The 17,000-nt window shown below is 68.2% G+C and carries 17 protein-coding genes; 6 read left to right on the forward strand and 11 right to left on the reverse strand.

Annotated elements, in window-relative coordinates; translation table 11 throughout:
• Window positions 1–53: 53 nt before the first annotated feature.
• Both AC6CHY_RS14845 and AC6CHY_RS14850 read right to left on the reverse strand, forming a co-directional pair.
• Window positions 54–1,049, reverse strand: coding sequence for a PhzF family phenazine biosynthesis protein (locus AC6CHY_RS14845; protein ID WP_498227188.1), 996 nt, complete (start codon window positions 1,047–1,049; stop codon window positions 54–56).
• Between the two features lie 189 nt (window positions 1,050–1,238).
• Window positions 1,239–1,805 (reverse strand): AMIN-like domain-containing (lipo)protein, encoded by a 567-nt coding sequence (locus AC6CHY_RS14850; protein ID WP_217387640.1) that lies wholly within the window; start codon window positions 1,803–1,805, stop codon window positions 1,239–1,241.
• A 182-nt stretch (window positions 1,806–1,987) separates the two neighbouring features.
• Here AC6CHY_RS14850 and AC6CHY_RS14855 point away from each other — a divergent pair, with 182 nt between their 5' ends.
• The gene (locus AC6CHY_RS14855) at window positions 1,988–3,082 is read left to right on the forward strand and encodes a mechanosensitive ion channel family protein (RefSeq protein WP_498227189.1); all 1,095 of its coding nucleotides are present in this window, start codon (window positions 1,988–1,990) and stop codon (window positions 3,080–3,082) included.
• Window positions 3,083–3,124: 42 nt separating this feature from the next.
• Here the strand turns inward: AC6CHY_RS14855 and AC6CHY_RS14860 are convergent, their stop codons facing one another.
• Entirely contained in the window at window positions 3,125–3,775 is a 651-nt protein-coding gene (locus AC6CHY_RS14860; RefSeq protein ID WP_498227190.1) for a YqaJ viral recombinase family protein, read from the reverse strand.
• 203 nt (window positions 3,776–3,978) lie between these two features.
• Here AC6CHY_RS14860 and AC6CHY_RS14865 point away from each other — a divergent pair, with 203 nt between their 5' ends.
• Window positions 3,979–4,827 (forward strand): sugar phosphate isomerase/epimerase family protein, encoded by an 849-nt coding sequence (locus AC6CHY_RS14865; protein WP_498227191.1) that lies wholly within the window; start codon window positions 3,979–3,981, stop codon window positions 4,825–4,827.
• A gap of 61 nt (window positions 4,828–4,888) precedes the next feature.
• Here AC6CHY_RS14865 and AC6CHY_RS14870 read toward each other — a convergent pair whose 3' ends face one another.
• Window positions 4,889–5,149, reverse strand: coding sequence for a thioredoxin family protein (locus AC6CHY_RS14870; RefSeq protein ID WP_498227192.1), 261 nt, complete (start codon window positions 5,147–5,149; stop codon window positions 4,889–4,891).
• Window positions 5,150–5,262: 113 nt separating this feature from the next.
• On the opposite strand from AC6CHY_RS14870, the gene AC6CHY_RS14875 reads away from it, so the two are divergent.
• The 3 genes from AC6CHY_RS14875 (at window position 5,263) to AC6CHY_RS14885 (ending at window position 8,087) form a co-directional block, all read left to right on the forward strand.
• Complete coding sequence (locus AC6CHY_RS14875; protein ID WP_498227193.1) at window positions 5,263–5,850, forward strand: hypothetical protein; 588 nt, start codon at window positions 5,263–5,265, stop codon at window positions 5,848–5,850.
• 114 nt (window positions 5,851–5,964) lie between these two features.
• Entirely contained in the window at window positions 5,965–6,759 is a 795-nt protein-coding gene (locus AC6CHY_RS14880) for an ABC transporter ATP-binding protein (protein WP_498227194.1), read from the forward strand.
• Complete coding sequence (locus AC6CHY_RS14885) at window positions 6,759–8,087, forward strand: permease (protein WP_217390002.1); 1,329 nt, start codon at window positions 6,759–6,761, stop codon at window positions 8,085–8,087. Before AC6CHY_RS14880 ends, AC6CHY_RS14885 begins: the two co-directional genes overlap by 1 nt.
• A gap of 78 nt (window positions 8,088–8,165) precedes the next feature.
• Here AC6CHY_RS14885 and AC6CHY_RS14890 read toward each other — a convergent pair whose 3' ends face one another.
• The 6 genes from AC6CHY_RS14890 to AC6CHY_RS14915 all read right to left on the reverse strand — a co-directional run bounded on the left by AC6CHY_RS14890 (window position 8,166) and on the right by AC6CHY_RS14915 (window position 14,847).
• Window positions 8,166–9,632, reverse strand: a complete 1,467-nt coding sequence (locus AC6CHY_RS14890) for an amino acid permease (protein WP_498227195.1) — start codon at window positions 9,630–9,632, stop codon at window positions 8,166–8,168.
• A 236-nt stretch (window positions 9,633–9,868) separates the two neighbouring features.
• On the reverse strand, window positions 9,869–10,627 hold the full coding sequence (locus tag AC6CHY_RS14895) for an iron ABC transporter ATP-binding protein (RefSeq protein WP_217390004.1): 759 nt from the start codon (window positions 10,625–10,627) through the stop codon (window positions 9,869–9,871).
• Window positions 10,624–11,673, reverse strand: a complete 1,050-nt coding sequence (locus AC6CHY_RS14900; RefSeq protein WP_498227196.1) for an iron chelate uptake ABC transporter family permease subunit — start codon at window positions 11,671–11,673, stop codon at window positions 10,624–10,626. Before AC6CHY_RS14900 ends, AC6CHY_RS14895 begins: the two co-directional genes overlap by 4 nt.
• Window positions 11,666–12,706, reverse strand: coding sequence for an ABC transporter permease (locus AC6CHY_RS14905; protein ID WP_498227197.1), 1,041 nt, complete (start codon window positions 12,704–12,706; stop codon window positions 11,666–11,668). The genes AC6CHY_RS14900 and AC6CHY_RS14905 overlap by 8 nt, the downstream gene beginning before the upstream one ends.
• Before the next feature lie 29 nt (window positions 12,707–12,735).
• Window positions 12,736–13,680 (reverse strand): siderophore ABC transporter substrate-binding protein, encoded by a 945-nt coding sequence (locus tag AC6CHY_RS14910; RefSeq protein ID WP_498227198.1) that lies wholly within the window; start codon window positions 13,678–13,680, stop codon window positions 12,736–12,738.
• A 366-nt stretch (window positions 13,681–14,046) separates the two neighbouring features.
• A complete protein-coding gene (locus AC6CHY_RS14915; protein ID WP_498227199.1) occupies window positions 14,047–14,847 on the reverse strand; it encodes an SDR family NAD(P)-dependent oxidoreductase in 801 nt (266 codons plus the stop codon).
• Between the two features lie 240 nt (window positions 14,848–15,087).
• On the opposite strand from AC6CHY_RS14915, the gene AC6CHY_RS14920 reads away from it, so the two are divergent.
• Window positions 15,088–16,134 (forward strand): ABC transporter substrate-binding protein, encoded by a 1,047-nt coding sequence (locus AC6CHY_RS14920; RefSeq protein ID WP_217390008.1) that lies wholly within the window; start codon window positions 15,088–15,090, stop codon window positions 16,132–16,134.
• 54 nt (window positions 16,135–16,188) lie between these two features.
• On the opposite strand, the gene AC6CHY_RS14925 is transcribed toward AC6CHY_RS14920, so the two are convergent.
• Window positions 16,189–16,983: an MBL fold metallo-hydrolase gene (locus tag AC6CHY_RS14925; RefSeq protein ID WP_217390009.1), complete on the reverse strand. Its 795-nt coding sequence runs from the start codon at window positions 16,981–16,983 to the stop codon at window positions 16,189–16,191.
• Window positions 16,984–17,000 lie beyond the last annotated feature (17 nt).

Consider the following 17,000-nt stretch of genomic DNA (forward strand, 5'->3'; position numbering starts at 1 on the left):
CGGCCCGCAACAGGGATTTGAGCCGCACCTCACAGTGAACTGTTTCTTCGGGCCTACGGCAGGTTGACGACGCCGTCGATGCAGGTCACCGAATGCCCGGCAATCCACACGCCCTGCGCGTCGGAATCCACGTGCAGGATCGCCGAGCGGCCCAGCCGGGTACCCTGGCGCACGGTGTAGGTGGCCGGGGCCAGCCCGGAGCCGGTCAGCCACGCCCCGAAGCCCGCGTTCAGCGACCCGGTGGCCGGGTCCTCCTGCAGGCCCTCGCCCGGGCAGAAGGCGCGCACCTCGTAGTCGGCCGGCGCGCCGGTGACCACGTTGCGGAAGCGCTGGGAGCCGCGCCGCTCGTCGGCGGCGGACACGGGGCGCAGTTCCTCGCGCGCCCCGGCCGGCCGGGCCTCGGGCACATTCGGGTCGTAGGAACGGGCGGGGACCCCGCCGACGGTGTGTGCGCCGATGACGCCGATCTCCAGCCCTTCCAGGGCCGAATAGTCCGGTTCCAGCGACAGCACCAGGTCCGCGTCGCGCAGCAACAGGCCGGCCCAGTTCGGGCCGTTGACCAGCCACTGGTGCGCCAGCACGTCCTCGCGTGCCAGCCCGAGTCCGCCCAGCGCCCATTCGAGCACGTCCTCCTCGAGCTCGCCGGTGCGCACCATGGGCGGGGCCTTGAACGCCAGGGACTCCGGGTCCTCGGGGTGCTCGCCGGGGACGCGGCGGACCTCGATGAGCCCGGCCCCGCATTCCTGGATCAGCCCGGCGGGGTTCTTGGGCTCCCCTCCGGCCTCGAGCCACGCGTGCGCAGCGCCCAGGGTGGGGTGGCCCGCGAAGGGGAGCTCGGTGGTGGTGGTGAAGATCCGCGCCCCGTAGTCGGCATCCGGATGCGTTGCCGGAAGCAGGAACACGGTCTCGGCGAGGTTGGTCCAATTGGCGAAGCCCAGCATCTGGGCATCGCTGAGCCCCTCGCCGTCAAGCACCACGGCCAGGCCGTTGCCGGTGTAGGGGGAGGATGAGAAGACGTCTACTTGCTTGTACGGGCGGGCGATACTCATGGATGAATCGTGTCACATCTGCCTGCGCCGCGTCCCGGATGACGTCATTTTGTCATCCAGCACCCGCACGCGGCGTCCCCGGCCCCCCTTGCCCGTGGCCGGGCCGGGGTGCGGCGGCACGCGAAAGGGCACCGGCCCCGCACCACGAAACCGTGGTGCGGGGCCGGTGCCCGCAGGATGCCCGCGCCGCTACCAACGATGGGCCACGTCGATCACCAGGCGGCTGGTGGACCCGTCGGCGGCGGTGAGCACGAAGGTGCGGAACGGAAGCCGGGCGCGGACGCCCAGGCCGAAGGAGGTCTGTCCCTCGTAGCTGCCCAGGAACGCGACCTGCCGGAAGGTGGTGTAGCCGGAAACGTCCTTGGCGTTGGTCCGGTTGGCCGGGTTGTAGGTCGGGACCCCGGAGCTGGTGTAGGCAGGTGCCTTCACGATGATGCGCAGGTCGGCGGCGCCCGCCAGCGGGACGTGCCGGCCCTCGCCCTCGGTGTAGACGGCGTTGACGTAGCGCACGTCGTAGCCCTTCACCCTGCCCTTGAGGTCGATGACCATCCGGTCGTAGCAGGTGTGGCGGCCGGTGCGGACGTTGGTGATGGTGGCGGACGAGTATCCGGCAACGGAGTCGGCCAGCGATCCCCAGGTGATGCCGCAATACGGCGCGGTGACAGCGGTGGCGGTCGCGGCCGGGGAAACCGGGGAGATGCCCAGTCCCGCAATGAGTAGTGCGCCGGCCAGTCCGGCGGCGATCCGGGATTTCATGATGTTCCTCGCTAGGGGCGAAATTCGGGTGGAGGGGGTGGTGAAATCAGCATGCGCGCCGGGAAATGGCGCCGCAAGAGGGGTTATGCACAATCCATGGCATTGCAACACGCAGGAGATGTGACGGAGGAATGGCGGGGACATCCAGCCGACACCCAACGGCGTATGACAACCTTGTTGATATGCAGATCTTTGCCACCGGAACATTGGACGATGCCCTGAACGAGGCCGTGGAGAACACGAACGCATTACCTGAGACCATCCGACCGTGGGTTGTTGTTGCAATCGGATTACTGGCCGCCGTGCTCATCACAGTGGTCGTGTCCTTCATCCTCAAGCGCATGCTCCGGCGGATCCAGGGAATGCCCCCCGAGCGCACCCTGCGCCGGATGCCGCTGCTGCTGGCCCTGGCCTTCGCGTTCACCAAGGTCACCGTGGGTGTCTCGTTTGCCCCCAACCAGTGGGTGACGATCTGGCAGTTCCTGCTGTTGCTCGGGCTGATCAGCTCCATCGCCTGGCTGCTGATCGCCGCGATCGGGATCCTCGAGGACATCCTGCTGGCCAGGTACGGGCAGGACGACGGCAACCCGCGGCGGCTGGCCAAGATGCAGACCCAGGTCGGCTTGCTGCGCCGGGTGGTCACCGCGCTGATCATCACCCTGGCAGTGGCCGGCGCCCTGCTCACGATTCCCGAGGTCAGGGCGCTGGGAGCCGGCCTGCTGGCCTCCGCCGGCCTGATCTCGGTGGTCGCGGCGCTCGCCGTCCAGTCCTCGCTGGCCAACGTCTTCGCCGGCCTGCAGATCGCCTTCACCGACGCGATCCGGGTCAACGACACCGTGGTGGTGGAAACCGAGCGCGGCACCATCGAGGAAATCACCCTCACCTATGTGGTGGTGCTGTTGCTTGACGGACGGCGGATGATCATCCCCTCGACCCACTTCACCACGACGCCCTTTGAGAACTGGTCCCGCCGCAGCACCGAGATCAGCGGCTTCGTGCTGCTGGACCTGAACTGGAACGCGCCCATCGAGCACCTGCGCACCCGCACCCGGCAATTGCTGGAATCCACCGACCTGTGGGACGGGCGGACCGGGGACCTGAACGTGACAGATGCCATCGGCGGCATCCTCAAGGTCACGATTGCGCTCAGCGCCAGGAACCCCGGGGACCTCTACGACCTGCGCAACTACGTGCGCGAGCACCTGATTGCCGAATTGGGCAGGGACTACCCCGATGCCCTTCCCAAGCCGCTGATGCCCGGCGCGGCCCCGGCCTGAGTCGAGGGGCTCGCCGGTCCGCCGACCCCGCGCCCGGGCAGCCTAGAGGTACAGTGCGGCGGGCCCGTAGTCGGCGCGCGCGCGGGCCGCGGCGGTGCGTTCGCGCAGGACCGCCACCATCTCATCGGCCTTGGCAATCAGGTCCCTGATCGCCGCGTCGTCCCGGTCGACCCAGCGGGTCAGCGGTTCGGCATGCGTCGGGACGAAGTCCTTGTGCGGCTCCCACACAAAAAGCGTGCGTTCGGCGCCGAGCACGTATTGCTGCCAGAAAACCTGGCGCAGGTAGTTCCGCGGGATCGTCTTGAACGGCTTGTTGGTGGTCTTGATCTCCGCCAGCTCCACCCGGCCCGTCTCGCGGATTCCCAACCCGTCGGGGGTGGCGAGGTGGATGTGGTTCTCCGCGGCGTGGAAGAGCTGGCTGGAGGGAAGGATCCCGAAGTTCTCCTGCACCCACGCGGCGATGACCGGTTCACGGGCCCGCCCGTGGTCGGTGTACGGGTTCCCGCCGAAGCCCGATCCGTGCAGCTTGTCCCAGGCCGCCGACTGGATGGACTTCGGGGTGGAAAGCTTGGCCACGTCGGTGGCAGTGATGCCCTGGGAACGGGCCCGCAGCCATGCGATCCGGTCCGAGGAATCGGCGACGATCCGTTGCAGGCAGGCGGCGGGGGCGGGTTCAACAGGCGAGGGGATCACCGACCCATTCTTCACAATAAAACCCCGCACCGCGAACCGGCGGCGCGCCGCGCACCGGCGGGCAGGGTCCCGGCCGCTGCGCACCGCCCCGCACTGGCAGGGGCAACCGGCCGGACGTAGCATGGGCACCAAGGGCATCGGCGCACGTTCCGCGCGCGCCCGGGGCAACCGATACGCAGGCCGACTGCAGGGGAGCAGGAACCATGGAACGCAAGCTGGGCGTGAGCACCCGGGTGTGGACCCGGCGGCTGGACGATGCCTCCCTCGCGGAACTGGCCGCCCATGCCGCGGGCCTGGGATTCGGGGCCATCGAGTTGCCGCTGGAAAACCCCGGCGACTGGGATCCGGCCGCCGCCCGGGAGATCCTCGCCGGCCACGGGCTGGCCCCGGTGGTGATCGGGGTGATGACCCCGTTGCGCAACCTGGTCTCCGCGCCGGCAGCGGAAATCGCCGCCACCGGGCATTACCTGGCGCAGTGCATCGACGTGGCCGCCGAGCTCGGCGCCGACACCGTGGCCGGGCCGCTCCACGCCTCCACCGGGCGCACCTGGGCGATGACCGGGGCCGAACGCGAGCACGCCTACCTCCAGCTGCGCACCAACCTCGCCCCGTTGGTCGACCGTGCGGTGGAGCGCGGAGTCACCCTGGCCATCGAGCCGCTGAACCGCTACGAAACCAGTTTCATCAACACGGTCGATCAGGCCTTCGACGCCCTCGAGCCACTGCTGGGACCGGGCCTCGGCATGCTCCTTGACACCTACCACCTGAACATCGAGGAAGGGAACATCGCCGCCTCGGTGGCCCGCGACATGGGGCACATCGCCCATGTGCAGGTCAGCGGGAACAACCGGGGAGCCGTCGGGGCAGACCACTTCGACTTCAACGCCTTCATCCACGCCCTGGACCTGGCCGGCTACACCGGGCCGCTCTGCGTGGAGTCCTTCGTGCCCGGCAGTGCGCACACCTGGCGTCCGCTGGCCAGCAGCCAGGATGCGCTCGCCTCTGACTCCCTCGGATACCTGCGGAACCTTCAGCTCGGCGGGCTGCGCTAGCGCCCTGCGCCCGCATCCGGGTGCGGGCGGAGCGGACCCGGGCGCCGGCGCAGAGCCGGTGCTAGTCCAGGGCCAGCGCGGCGGCGGCCAGCACCTGCTGCACGCTGGGCACCCCGGAGGCCCGGAACACCTCGGTGCCCTCGCGGAGCACCACCAGCGTGGGGGTCGAGAGGATGCCGGCGGACTCGGACTCCTCGAGGTTCGAGGGCACGTCCACTTCCCGGAAGCGCGCCTGAGGCAGCAGCTTTTCGGCGTTCCCGAGGACGGAACGGGCACGCACGCAGGGTGCGCAGAAGGCGGAGGTGTAGAGCACGAGTTCCATTACCGGGGTACAACCGATGCCGGACCCATTCGATTCCCGCGGGCCAGCCGTTGCGCCGCAGGGATCCCGGGAGGATCATCTGACCCAACACCAATTGAACGGGGCGAGGGACGATGAGAAGCACCATCATGGGAGCTGCCGCCGGACTGGCATGGTCGGCAACGATGCGCATCTACATGAAGCACCTCGTCGCGGACGGCTCGCGGATCAACGTCCGGAACACCATGCTGGGGATCATGCTTCCCGGGGCGGTCACCGGCGCGTTGCTGGCACACAGCGCCGAGCTGCGGGCGGCGAACCCGGGGCGAAACCTCGACTTGTATTCGGCCAGCCCGCTGGTTTTCACGGCCTGCACGCTGCCGCTGCCCGGGATCATGCGCAAGCTCATTGAAACGGGGGAGGGATCCAACGCCATCGCAACCCCCTTGCTGGGCATGGCCGGCGGCATGGTGTTGGCCGGCCGCGGTCCGCTCTGGGCACGGATCGCGGCGGGCACCGTCGTTGCCGGGCACATTCCGCTTTTGGCGGTTATCGGTCCGAAGTTCTTTTTGCCGTCCCCGCCCACCCCGCGCGAACGCGTGGATTTCGCCGTGAACAACCTGGTCTACGCTGCCTGCATGGCGGCGTTGGCCGCCGCATGCGCCATTCCCTTGCGCCGCGGCCGCCCCGATCCGGCCGGCCCGGGGCAGCCGCCGCTCTAGCCCCGTCCGCCCCCGGTCTCCACATGCGGTCTCCGCCCTGGGTAGGAGAGGCGCGCCCGACAAGTCATCACCTGCTCCGATGCCCCGCGGTCGCGGCCTTGAAAAACTGGTGGCATGATCGACGCAAATCCCGCACCCCACCCCGCCGCCGACCTGGCGGTCCACCCCTCGCCGGCGCCCGTGCTCTCCGCCCGGGCCCTGCGCCGCGCCTATGGATCGACCTTGGCGCTCGACGGCGTGGACCTGGACATCCGCGCCGGAGAGTCGGTGGCCATCATGGGTCCCTCGGGCTCCGGCAAGTCCACGCTGCTGCACACGCTGGCCGGCATCGAACGCCCGGACTCCGGGTCGGTGCTCTTCGCCCCGGCCAACGGCGCGGCGCGGGAGGTCACCGCGATGGGGGAAACCGAACGCTCGGCGCTGCGCCGCGGGTCCTTCGGCTTCGTCTTCCAGTCCGGGCTGTTGATCCCGGAGCTCACCGCCGTGGAAAACGTGGCGCTGGCACTGATGGTCAACGGGACCCCGCGCGCCGCCGCGATGCCGCGGGCCGCCGAATGGCTGGCAGCGCTGGGACTTGGCGGCCTGGAGGAACGGCGCATCGGCCAGCTGTCCGGCGGGCAGGCCCAGCGCGTGGCCATTGCCCGCGCCCAGGTCACCGGCGCGCAGGTGACCTTTGCCGACGAACCGACCGGCGCACTGGATTCGGGCACCGGGGCCGAGGTCCTGGCGATCCTGATGGATTCCACCGTCGGACGCGGGAACACCCTGGTCATGGTGACCCACGATGCCGGGGTTGCCGCACGCTGCGACCGGACCATCCGGCTGCGCGACGGACGCATACTTGCCGGGCACGATCCGGCCCCCGCCGCCGGAAGCCCGCGAACCGCGATCCCGGGAACGGCCAAGTGATGAGCGCGCTGTCCCTGGCCTGGATGCTGGGCCGGCCCGGCCGCGGGCGCCGCGCCCCGCTGCTGCTGACCATGGGGGCCTACGCCCTGGTCTCCGCGCTGGTGCTCACCGTCACCGCCGGTGCGCTGTCCTTCACCCGCGTGGACAACGAGTTGACCGGCATGTACCTGATGCTGGCCGGGCTCGCGGTGGTGCTGCTGCTGGTTCCGTTGGCTGTGCTCGGCGCGGCCGCCGCCCGGCTCTCGGCCCGCAGCCAGGACACCCGGCTGTCCACCGTCCGCCTGCTCGGAGGCACCCCGTCGCTGGTCGTGGGCATCACCATCCTCGAATCCAGCGCCACCGCCCTGGCCGGGGCCCTGGGCGGGGTGCTGCTCTACGCCGCCGCCGCTCCGGCGGTCGGTACGGTGCATTTCCAGGGCTCGGCCATCGGGTCCGCGATGTGGCTGGCCCCGGGGATCGTCGCCCTGGTGGTGGCGGCCGTGGCGCTCATCGCCGCGATCTCGGCGGCGGTGGGCCTGCGCAAGGTCATCGTCTCCCCGCTGGGCGTGCGCAACCGCACCACCACCCCGAAGCCGCGCTGGATCCGCGCGGTGGTCGTCGCGGCCCTGATCGCGCTGGTGTCCCTGGCCTTTTCGATGCTCTCGGCCTTCCCGTCCCTGGCCGTCATCCTTGCCGTGTTGCTCGGCGGCTTCGCGCTGGGCCTGGGCGCGCTGAACCTGGTGGGCCCGTGGGCCGTGAAGGTCATCGGCAACGCCAAGCTCAGGAAGGCCGAAGCCCCGGCCGACCTGCTGGCCGCCCGGATGATCCTGGAAAACCCGGCGCAGGCCTGGCGGCAGGTCTCCGGCGTCGCGATGACCAGCTTCGTCGCGGTCGTCGGCGGCAGCGGCGCGGCGCTGATGAATACGGCGGGTGCCGGGTCCGACCCCGGCAGCCCGGACGCGTTGCTGGCCGCCGACGTGATGACCGGCGTGCTGATCACCCTGGTCGCCTCGTTCATCTCGGTGGCCTGCTCCACGGCCATCACCCAGGCCGCTGCCACCCTGGATCGGGCCGACCTGTACTCCGGACTCCACCGGCTGGGCCTGGAACGGGCCACCATGGAAAAGGCACGCGTCGGCTCCGTGATGGCCCCGGTCATCGGGGTTGGGGCCGGAGCGGTCATCGTCAGCGGCGTGCTGGTCTTCCCGCTGGCGGGCATGGCCGTCATCGTCGCCCCGATCTCGGTGGGCATCATCCTGCTGACGCTGCTGGCCGGGGTGCTGGCGGTGCGCGGGGCCGTGGCCCTGACGGCCCCCGGCGGCGTGCCGAGGCCGGGAAACTCCGGCTAGGGGCGGCAGGAACCCACTAGAAACGCCGCTGCCCGGGCACCGTGAATCGGTGCCCGGGCAGCGGCGTGTGCGCGGCGTCTACTTCCGGAAGCCGTCCCAGCCTGCGGCGAGCTTCGAGTGCCGGCGCCCGTAGCCCAGGTAGATTGCCGCGCCGACGACCATCCACACCCCGAAGACCACCCAGGTGGTCACCCCGAGGTTGGCCATCAGGTACCCGCAGAACAGGATCGCCAGGATCGGGGTCAGCGGGTAGAGCGGCACCTTGAAGGTGCGCGGCAGCTCCGGCTGGGTGCGGCGCAGGATGATCACCGCCAGGGACACCAGCGAGAACGCGAAGAGCGTGCCGATGGACGTCGCGTCGGCCAGCTGGCCCAGCGGCACCAGGCCCGCGACCAGGGCCACGGCTCCGCCGGTGATCCAGGTGCCGGCCACCGGTGCCCCGTTGAGCGGGGAGATGCGGCCGAAGACCGCCGGCACCATGCCGTCGCGGCTCATCGCCACCAGGATGCGGGTCTGCCCGTAGAGCACGGTGATCACGATGGAGACGATGGCCAGGACCGCTCCGGCGGCAAAGAGCAGCGCCACCCAGCCCTGCCCGGTCACCTCCTCGAGCAGCTGGACCAGCGCGGCGGACTTGCCCTCGAACCAGGTCCACTGGCGGGCACCGATCGCGGAGACCGCCACCAGGATGTACAGCGCGGTGATGATGACCATCGACAGCACGATGGCCCGCGGGAGGTCCCGCTGCGGGTTCTTCGCCTCCTCGCCGGCGGTGGAGGCCGCATCGAAGCCGATGTAGGAGAAGAACAGGCGGGCGGCCGCGGCCGAGACCCCGGCGGTGCCCATGGGCAGCAACGGGTCGAAGTTCCCGGAGGTGAACGCGCTGAAGGCGATGACGATGAAGAAGAGAAGCACGGCGATCTTGATGAACACCAGCACGGTGTTGACCACGGCGGATTCGCGGGTGCCGCGCACCAGCAGCACCGTGGCAAACAGGACGATCAACAGGGCGGGGATGTTGAACACCCCGCCGTCGGTGCCCGGGGGATTGGTCAGCGCGGCGGGCAGGTCAAGACCCAGCGAGCGGGCCATCTCGTTGAGGTATTCGCCGGCTCCCACCGCGATCGCCGCGACGGAGACCGCGTACTCGAGCACCAGGCACCACCCGCAGATCCAGGCCAGGCCCTCGCCCATGGTCGCGTACGTGTAGGTGTAGCTGGACCCGGAGACGGGCACAGCGCCGGCCATTTCCGCGTAGGACAGCGCGGCGAAGAGGGCGGCGAGCCCGGCGATGGCGAAGGAGATCCAGACGGCGGGCCCGGCCATCGGCACGGAGGAGGAGAGCACCACGAAGATGCCGGTGCCCAGGGTGGCGCCGACGCTGATCATGGTCAGGTGCAGCAGCCCGAGCGTGCGGCGCAGCTTGGGACCGTCCCCGCTGCCGTTGCCGGCCTCGGCGATGAACGACTCGATGGGCTTGCGGGCGCCCAGTTGCTGGCGCAGTGTGGGCCTCGCGGTGCCCGATGCAATATTTTGCGTGGTCATGCATAAATCTTTGCATTATTCGGTGAGCTGCCGAGCGTGGCGGCCGTCCCGAATGACCCTCGAAATGATCGTTAAAGTGCAGGTCAAATAGCGAATTGTCGAAGTTTCCGGAATCGCCCGCTGTGGCTAAACTTACCCCGGGGACAGCGGAGCCCGGGCGCTGAAACACTCACCACGATGAATTGTTTTGCATCGGGGTGCGGACGTGGATCGCCGGGGCACCGGGGTGCGGCGGCTCAGGCGAAGTACACGCCGATCCGGTTGCCGTCGATCTCCTCGATGCGGATGTCGATGTCGTACACGTCGCGCAGCACGTCCCCGGTCATGATCTCCGCCGGGGTCCCCTGGTGCACCAGCACGCCCTCGCGCATGGCCAGGATGGTGTCGGAGTAGCAGGAGGCGAAGTTGATGTCGTGGATGACGATGACCACCGTCTTGCCCAACTCGTCGGCCAGCCGGCGGATCATGCGCATCATCTCCACCGAGTGCTTCATGTCCAGGTTGTTCAGCGGCTCGTCGAGCAGCAGGTAGTCGGTGTCCTGGGCCAGCACCATGGCGATGTAGGCGCGCTGGCGCTGCCCGCCGGAGAGCTCGTCCAGGAAGCGGTCGGCCAGCTGCGTCAGGTCCAGCTGCTCCATGGCGGCAAGGATGTGCTTCTCGTCCTGCGCGGTGGGGTGTCCGCCGGAGTGGGGGAAGCGGCCGAAGCCCACCAGGTCGCGCACGCGCAGGCGCATGGTGATGTGGTTTTCCTGCCGCAGGATCGCCATCGACTTGGCCAGCTGCTTGCTGGGGGTGCGTCCGATGTCCAGGCCGGCGATCGACACGGCACCTGAATCCATCGGGACCAGCCGCGAAATCAGCGAGAGCAGCGTGGACTTGCCCGCGCCGTTGGGGCCGATGATGGAGGTGACCCCGCCGGCGGGGATGGTGGTGCTCACGGCATCCACCACGGTGGTCCCGGAGTAGGACTTGGTCACCGAATCAATGCAAATCACTTCAGGGAGCCCTTCAGCAGCAGGTAGAGGAACAGCAGTCCGCCGGCGAACTCGATGATCACGCTCAGCGCGGTGGCGAAGCCGAAGACGCGCTCGAGGACCAGCTGGCCGCCGATCAGCGTGATGGCCCCGATCAGGCAGACGATGGGAATCAGGGCGGCGTGCGAGAACTTGCGCACCATTTGGTAGGCAAGCGAGACCACCAGCAGCCCGAAGAAGGTCACCGGCCCCACCAAGGCGGTGGAGATCGCCACCAGGATCGAGCAGAGCACCAGCACCAGGGTGACGATGCGCCGGTGGTCCACGCCCAGGTTCACGGCCGTGTCGCGCCCCAGGGCCAACACGTCGAAGGTCTTGCGCAGCTTCCACACCACGCCGGCCACCAGTGCCACGATGACCGCGGAGATAAGCAGCAGCACCGGGTCGACCTGGTTGAAGGAGGCGAAGAACAGATCCTGCAGCACGATGTATTCGCTCGGTTCCATCAAGCGCTGCAGCAGCGAGGAGAAGCCGCGGAAGAGCGTGCCGATGACGATGCCCACCAGCAGCATCAGGTGCAGCGAGCCGGTGCCTCCGGTGAACAGCCAGCGGTAGAGCAGCGCGGAGAACACGACCATCAGAACCACCTCGATGGCGAACTTCAGCGCCGGATCGGCGGTGAGCAGCGTGGAGGATCCCAGCACGAACACCAGCGCGGTCTGGATCAGGATGTACAACGCGTCGAACCCCATGATGGAGGGGGTCAGGATGCGGTTGGCCGTCACGGTCTGGAACATCAGCGTGGACAGGCCCACCGCGACGGCGACCACCAGCATGGCCCCGACGCGGATGCCGCGGCGGGTCAGTGCGTAGGAGAGGTTGCCGCGCAGCTCCAGGGTCATGAAGACCGCGATGCAGGCCACGGTGGCCAGCGCCATGACAATGATCAGCGTGCGCGGCGAAATGGTCTTCGGGGACAGCGAGCGCAGCGAGAAGCCGGTGCGCGCCCCGGCCGGACCCGGGCTCCGGGGGGCGGAAGCGGATGAGGGGGAGAGGGTCTTAGGCATTGCGTTTCCTGGTTCGCAGCAACAGGGCCAGGAAGATGGTGGCGCCAAGCACGCTCATCACCATGCCCACGGGGACCTCGTAGGGGAAGCGGATGGTGCGGCCGATGATGTCGCAGAGAAGCACGAAGCCGGCCCCGAAGAGAGCGGTCCAGGGCACGGCGCGGCGCAGGTTGTCGCCGAAGAGCAGCGAGACGATATTCGGCACGATCAGCCCCAGGAACGGCACGGCGCCCACGGTGGTGACGACCACGGCGGAGATCAGTGAGACGAGCACCAGTCCCAGGCGCATGATGGCCTTGTGGTTCATCCCCAGGTTGGTGGTGAAGTCGGCGCCCAGGCCCGCGACGGTGAACCTGTCGGCGGCCAGGTAGCCGGCCAGCGTGAGCGCGGCGACGATCCACAGCAGCTCGTAGCGCCCGCGCAGGACGCCGGAGAAGTCGCCGATCATCCAGTTGCTCAATGTCTGGAGCAGGTCGTAGCGATAGGCGAAGAAGGTGGTCACCGAGCCGATGACCCCGCCGAGCATGATGCCCACGATGGGCACCAGCAGCGTGTTGCGGGCCGGCAGCCTGCCCAGCACCGCGAGGAAGAGCGCGGTGCCGCCGAGCGCGAACACACCGGCCACGCCCATCTTCAGCATGATCGGCGCCGCGGGAAGCGCGACGGTGACCACCAGGATGCCCAGCGTTGCCGACTCCACGGTGCCCACGGTGGAGGGCTCGACGAAGCGGTTGCGCACCATCAGCTGCATGATCAGCCCTGCCACGGCCACCGCGGTTCCGGCAAGCACCACCGCCAGGGTGCGCGGGACCCTGGAGATCCACAGCAGGTCCCAGGCCTCGGCATCGCCTGCCAGCAGCTGCGGCAGGGTGACGTCGGAAACCCCGACGAACAGGCTCACTGCCGCAAGCAAGAGCACAGCGAAGGTGCCAAGCAGGAGCCAGGTGGTCTCCGCGGGTTTTCCGGGACGCCGAACGGCCACCGCGGGATCTTGCTCCGCGGCGGCCGGCCGGTTGAGTACTGGTGCGCTCATGGTGTTGGAGGTATCGGTTGAGGCGGTGCCTACAGGGCCGAGGCGACCTCGTCGATCATCCGTGCAGTGTTGTCCAGGCCGTAGCCGACCATGTACCAGGCGTTGGAATCCAGGTTGACGACCTTGTCGTTCTTGGCGGCGTTGGTGGACTTGACCAGCTCGTTGTCCAAGACGGCCGTGGCGGCCTCGCCGGAGGTGCCCATGGCAGAGTCGCGGTCCACGACGTAGAGCGTGTCGGGGTTGTTGGTCTTGAGGAACTCGAAGGAGATCGATTCGCCGTGTGATCCCTCGGACTTGATGTCGGCGACGGTGGCCACGCCCAGCACATCGTGGATCAGGCCGAAGCGCGAGCCCGCGCCGTAGGCGGTCAGCTCTCCGCCGGAGGTCATGATGATCAGGCCCTTGCCGGCGTTGGCACTCTTGGCCTTGGCGGCGGTGATCTTGGTGTCGAGTGCCGCGAGCTTCTCATCTACCTTGGAGTCGAGGTCGAAGATCGTACCCAGCTTGCCGGCCTGCTCCTTGAAGGATTCCAGCGGCTTGGTGGCATCCACGGTCAAGTCGACGGTGGGGGCGATCTTCGACAGTTCCTCATAGGCCGGGGCGGTGCGGCCGGTGATGATGATCAGGTCCGGGTTGCCGTTGGAGATCGCCTCGAAGTCGGGTTCCTTCATGGAACCGATCTTCGTGACGGAGGCGTCGTTGTACTTGGCCAGCGCTTCGGGGTACTTGGCCTCCGGAACGCCGTCGGCTTCAAGCCCGAGGGCCGTCATCGAGTCAAGCACGCCCAGGTCGAAGGTGTAGACGGTTTCGGGGTTGACCGGAACGTCGGTGGTTCCCTGCGCGTGGGTGATGCTGACAGTCTTGGCATCGGCGGCATTCGCGCCGGCTTCGGTGGAGCCCCCGCAAGCGGTGAGTGCCAACAGGGATGCGCCGGCGGCAAATGCGCCAAGGACGACGCGAACAGGGGTCTTCACGATGTTTAACTCCGATGGTGGGTGCGTGCCCGGGGCGTTCGGCAATTAGCGAAGCACCTCGTTGCGTAAATGAACTTGGTTCAAACGCTATAGATAAGGCAGACCTATGAGCAAACCCGACAACCTCCATGAGTTGTTGTAGCCGTCCGACCGGCAGGCAAGGGTAGCCTAATGAGAGCTGACATCACGCGAAAACTGCTCGGTTTTCGGTGTTGAAAGTAATCTCCGTCATATTGCCGCGCGGGGCCGACGTGACGTTGCTTTACGCCTTGCCCGATGTGGATTCGCGGCTCCGGTGTCGACCTGCACCCGTGCCTCGGGAAGCGGCAACCGGTGGCCGCCGGCGGGCTGCAGCCGGGAGTCGGGTCAGCGGCCGCGCCGGGCCAGGCGCTCCACCCAGGCATCGGGTGCAAAGCGCGCCACGGCTACAGCAAGCTTGTAGCGCGCGGACGGGATCGAGAGGGATTTCCCCGCCTGGCTGTCCCCTAGCCCCTGGCGCACCACGTCCGGAGCCGTCAGCCAGCCCCACGCCGGAATCCCGGACTTGTCGGCCCCCATTCGGTCGTGGAATTCGGTGCGGACAAAGCCGGGGCACAGGGCGGTGACGGAGATCCCGCGGTCGGCATAAAACAGGTTGGCCCACTTGCTGAAGTTCACCATCAGCGCCTTGGCCGCAGAATAGGTGCCGCGCGGGGTGAACGCGGCAACCGAGGCGACATTGATGATTCGCCCTCCGCCGCGGGTGGACATTGCGTTGATTGCCGCATGCATCAGGACCAGGGGCGCTTGGGTGTGAATGCGCAAGTGGCCGAGTTCGCCGCCGAGGTCGTTGTCGGCAAAGTTGCCCGGCAGCCCGAATCCCGCGTTGTTGACCAGCATTGAAACCGGCCTCGAGTCCCGGGCGAGACGATTGGCGACGCGTGCGGCCCCTGCGTCGGAGACCAGGTCCGCGGGCAGCACCTCCACGTCGACTGCGAAGCGGGCGTGCAGGCGCGATGCCACCTCATCGAGGCGTTCTTTGTCGCGGGCCACGATGACAAGATCGTGGCCCTGGGCCGCCAGCTGGGTGCAAAATTCGGCGCCCAGGCCCGACGTGGCTCCGGTGACCAGGGCCGTGCCGCGACTGCGGTGCGGGTTCGTGGATTCCGGCGGAAGGATTTCGTTCATAATGTGAGCCTAGTCACCAGGGGTGGGGTCGGGATGCGAAATTACGGGGGTTTGTCATCCAGCGTCGCGTCACGTGAAGACCAATTAGGGTCGATCCATGTTGCGTATTTGGTTTTAGTGAGGTTAGCCTTACTCGGCAGGTGCTTGTGAATTGGATCATCTCGTTCACCGTGAAGCAGGCACCGATTCCTCCGCTTCCATCGCTTTCCCACGCTGAATCGCAAAGGATTCCACACTCACATGAAGTTCACTCGACGCGCAGGCCTCATCGCCGCAGCAACCACCGCCCTTGCCCTGACCCTCAGTGCCTGCGGCGGAGCCGCCGACAGCGCCCCGGCCAGCAGCACCGAAGCCGCTGCCGCCTCCTTCCCGGTCAGCGTCAAGCACATCTACGGCACCACCGAGATCACCGAGAAGCCCGAGCGGATTGCCACGGTTTCCTGGGTCAACGCCGACGCCGTGCTGGCGCTGGGCGTCGTCCCGGTGGCCATGGCCGAGGACACCTGGGGCAACAACAAGCAGGGCTCCACCGATTGGAAGGACGCAAAGCTCGCCGAGCTCGGCGCCTCGATCGGCAGCGAGAAGGCGCCGGTGCAGTACTCGGAGAAGGACGGCGTGAACTTCACCGCACTGGCAGAGGCACAGCCCGACCTGATCGTCGCCGGCTACTCGGGCCTGACGAAGGACGAGTACGACAAGCTCTCGAAGATCGCCCCGGTCATCGGCCCGGTGGCACCGAACTACACTGCCGGCTGGCAGGACGTGACCACCGCGGTCGGCCAGGCCCTGGGCATGGATGCCGAGGCCAAGGACGTCATCGCCGGCGTCGATGCAAAGATCACTGCCGCCGCCGAGGCGAATCCGGTCTTCAAGGACACCACGTTCATCGCAGGAAACCTGGAGCCGTCCGACAACACCATCAGCCTCTACGCCACGGGCGACTCACGCCCGCGCTTCCTCACCGCCCTGGGCATGACCCAGGCCGAAATCGTTGACGCCAACGCCAAGGACGGCGAGTTCTACCTGCCGTGGGCCGCGGAACGCGCCAACGAGCTCGAGGCCGACATCTTCTTCACCTGGGCCGCCGAGGGCACGGGCACCGCCGCCATCGCCAAGAACAAGCTCTTCGCCCAGATCCCCGCCGTCTCCAAGGGCGGATTGGTGGCCGCGGCCAACGACATGGAAGTCCTCGCCATCTCGGCGGCCTCCCCGCTGTCGGTGCCCTACGCCATCGACAAGGTCGTTCCGGCCTTCGCAGCAGCCGCCCAGGCAGCCGCCGGCAAGTAGCCTGCACCCACCACCCACGCACCGGCACCAATCAGGCGGGACCCACACGCAATGTCAGGAAGCTCCGGACTCCTCAAGGTAGTGCAACTGCGCTGCCACGGAGATCTCGGCGGCCCGTCGCACCAACGGGTCCACGTCCGCGTAGACCGCGTCGGTGACCTGGGCAACGGTGGGACCACCGGCGGCAACGGCCCGGATCTGCGCCAAGGCGGCGCGGATCTGGGCCAGCCGTTCGTGCCGGTGCGCCCGGTATTCGCGCACGACCGCGTGCAGCGAGGGGAGCACTGGGCCGTGCGCCGGCAGCACCATCGCATCGGGGCCGGCCTCCAGCTTGTCCAGCGAGGACAGGTAGTCGGCCAGCGTCCCGTCGGGGGCATCGAGGATGGTGGTGCCGCGGCCCAGGATGGTGTCCCCGGTGAGCATCGAGCCGTTGGCCCCGTCGTCGGGCAGCAGGAAACAGAGCGAATCGGAGGTGTGTCCCGGAGTGCCAAGCACCCGCAGACGCAGGCCCGCCGCGTGGATTTCCTCCCCGTCGCGAAGCACCTCCCCGCCGCGGCAATGTTCCGGCAGGACGGCGCGCACCGGGGCCCCGGTGAGCCGGTGCAGCGTGTCGATGCCCTCGGTGTGGTCGTGGTGGCGGTGCGTGATGAGGATCAGCTCCACGGATTCTGCGGCCAGCGCCGCCAGGTGCCCGGCGTCGTCGGGCCCCGGGTCCACGATGACGCAATGCTCGGAACCGGGCGCGCGCAGGACCCACGAATTGGTTCCCTCCAGCGACATGGGTCCGGGATTGGGAGCCAGGTAAAACTCGGCCGCCTCGGAGGCGCGGGTGGCTTGCTGCTTGGTCATGGCCACCAGTCTAGATC

Source organism: Paeniglutamicibacter sp. GQ140 (assembly GCF_059759235.1).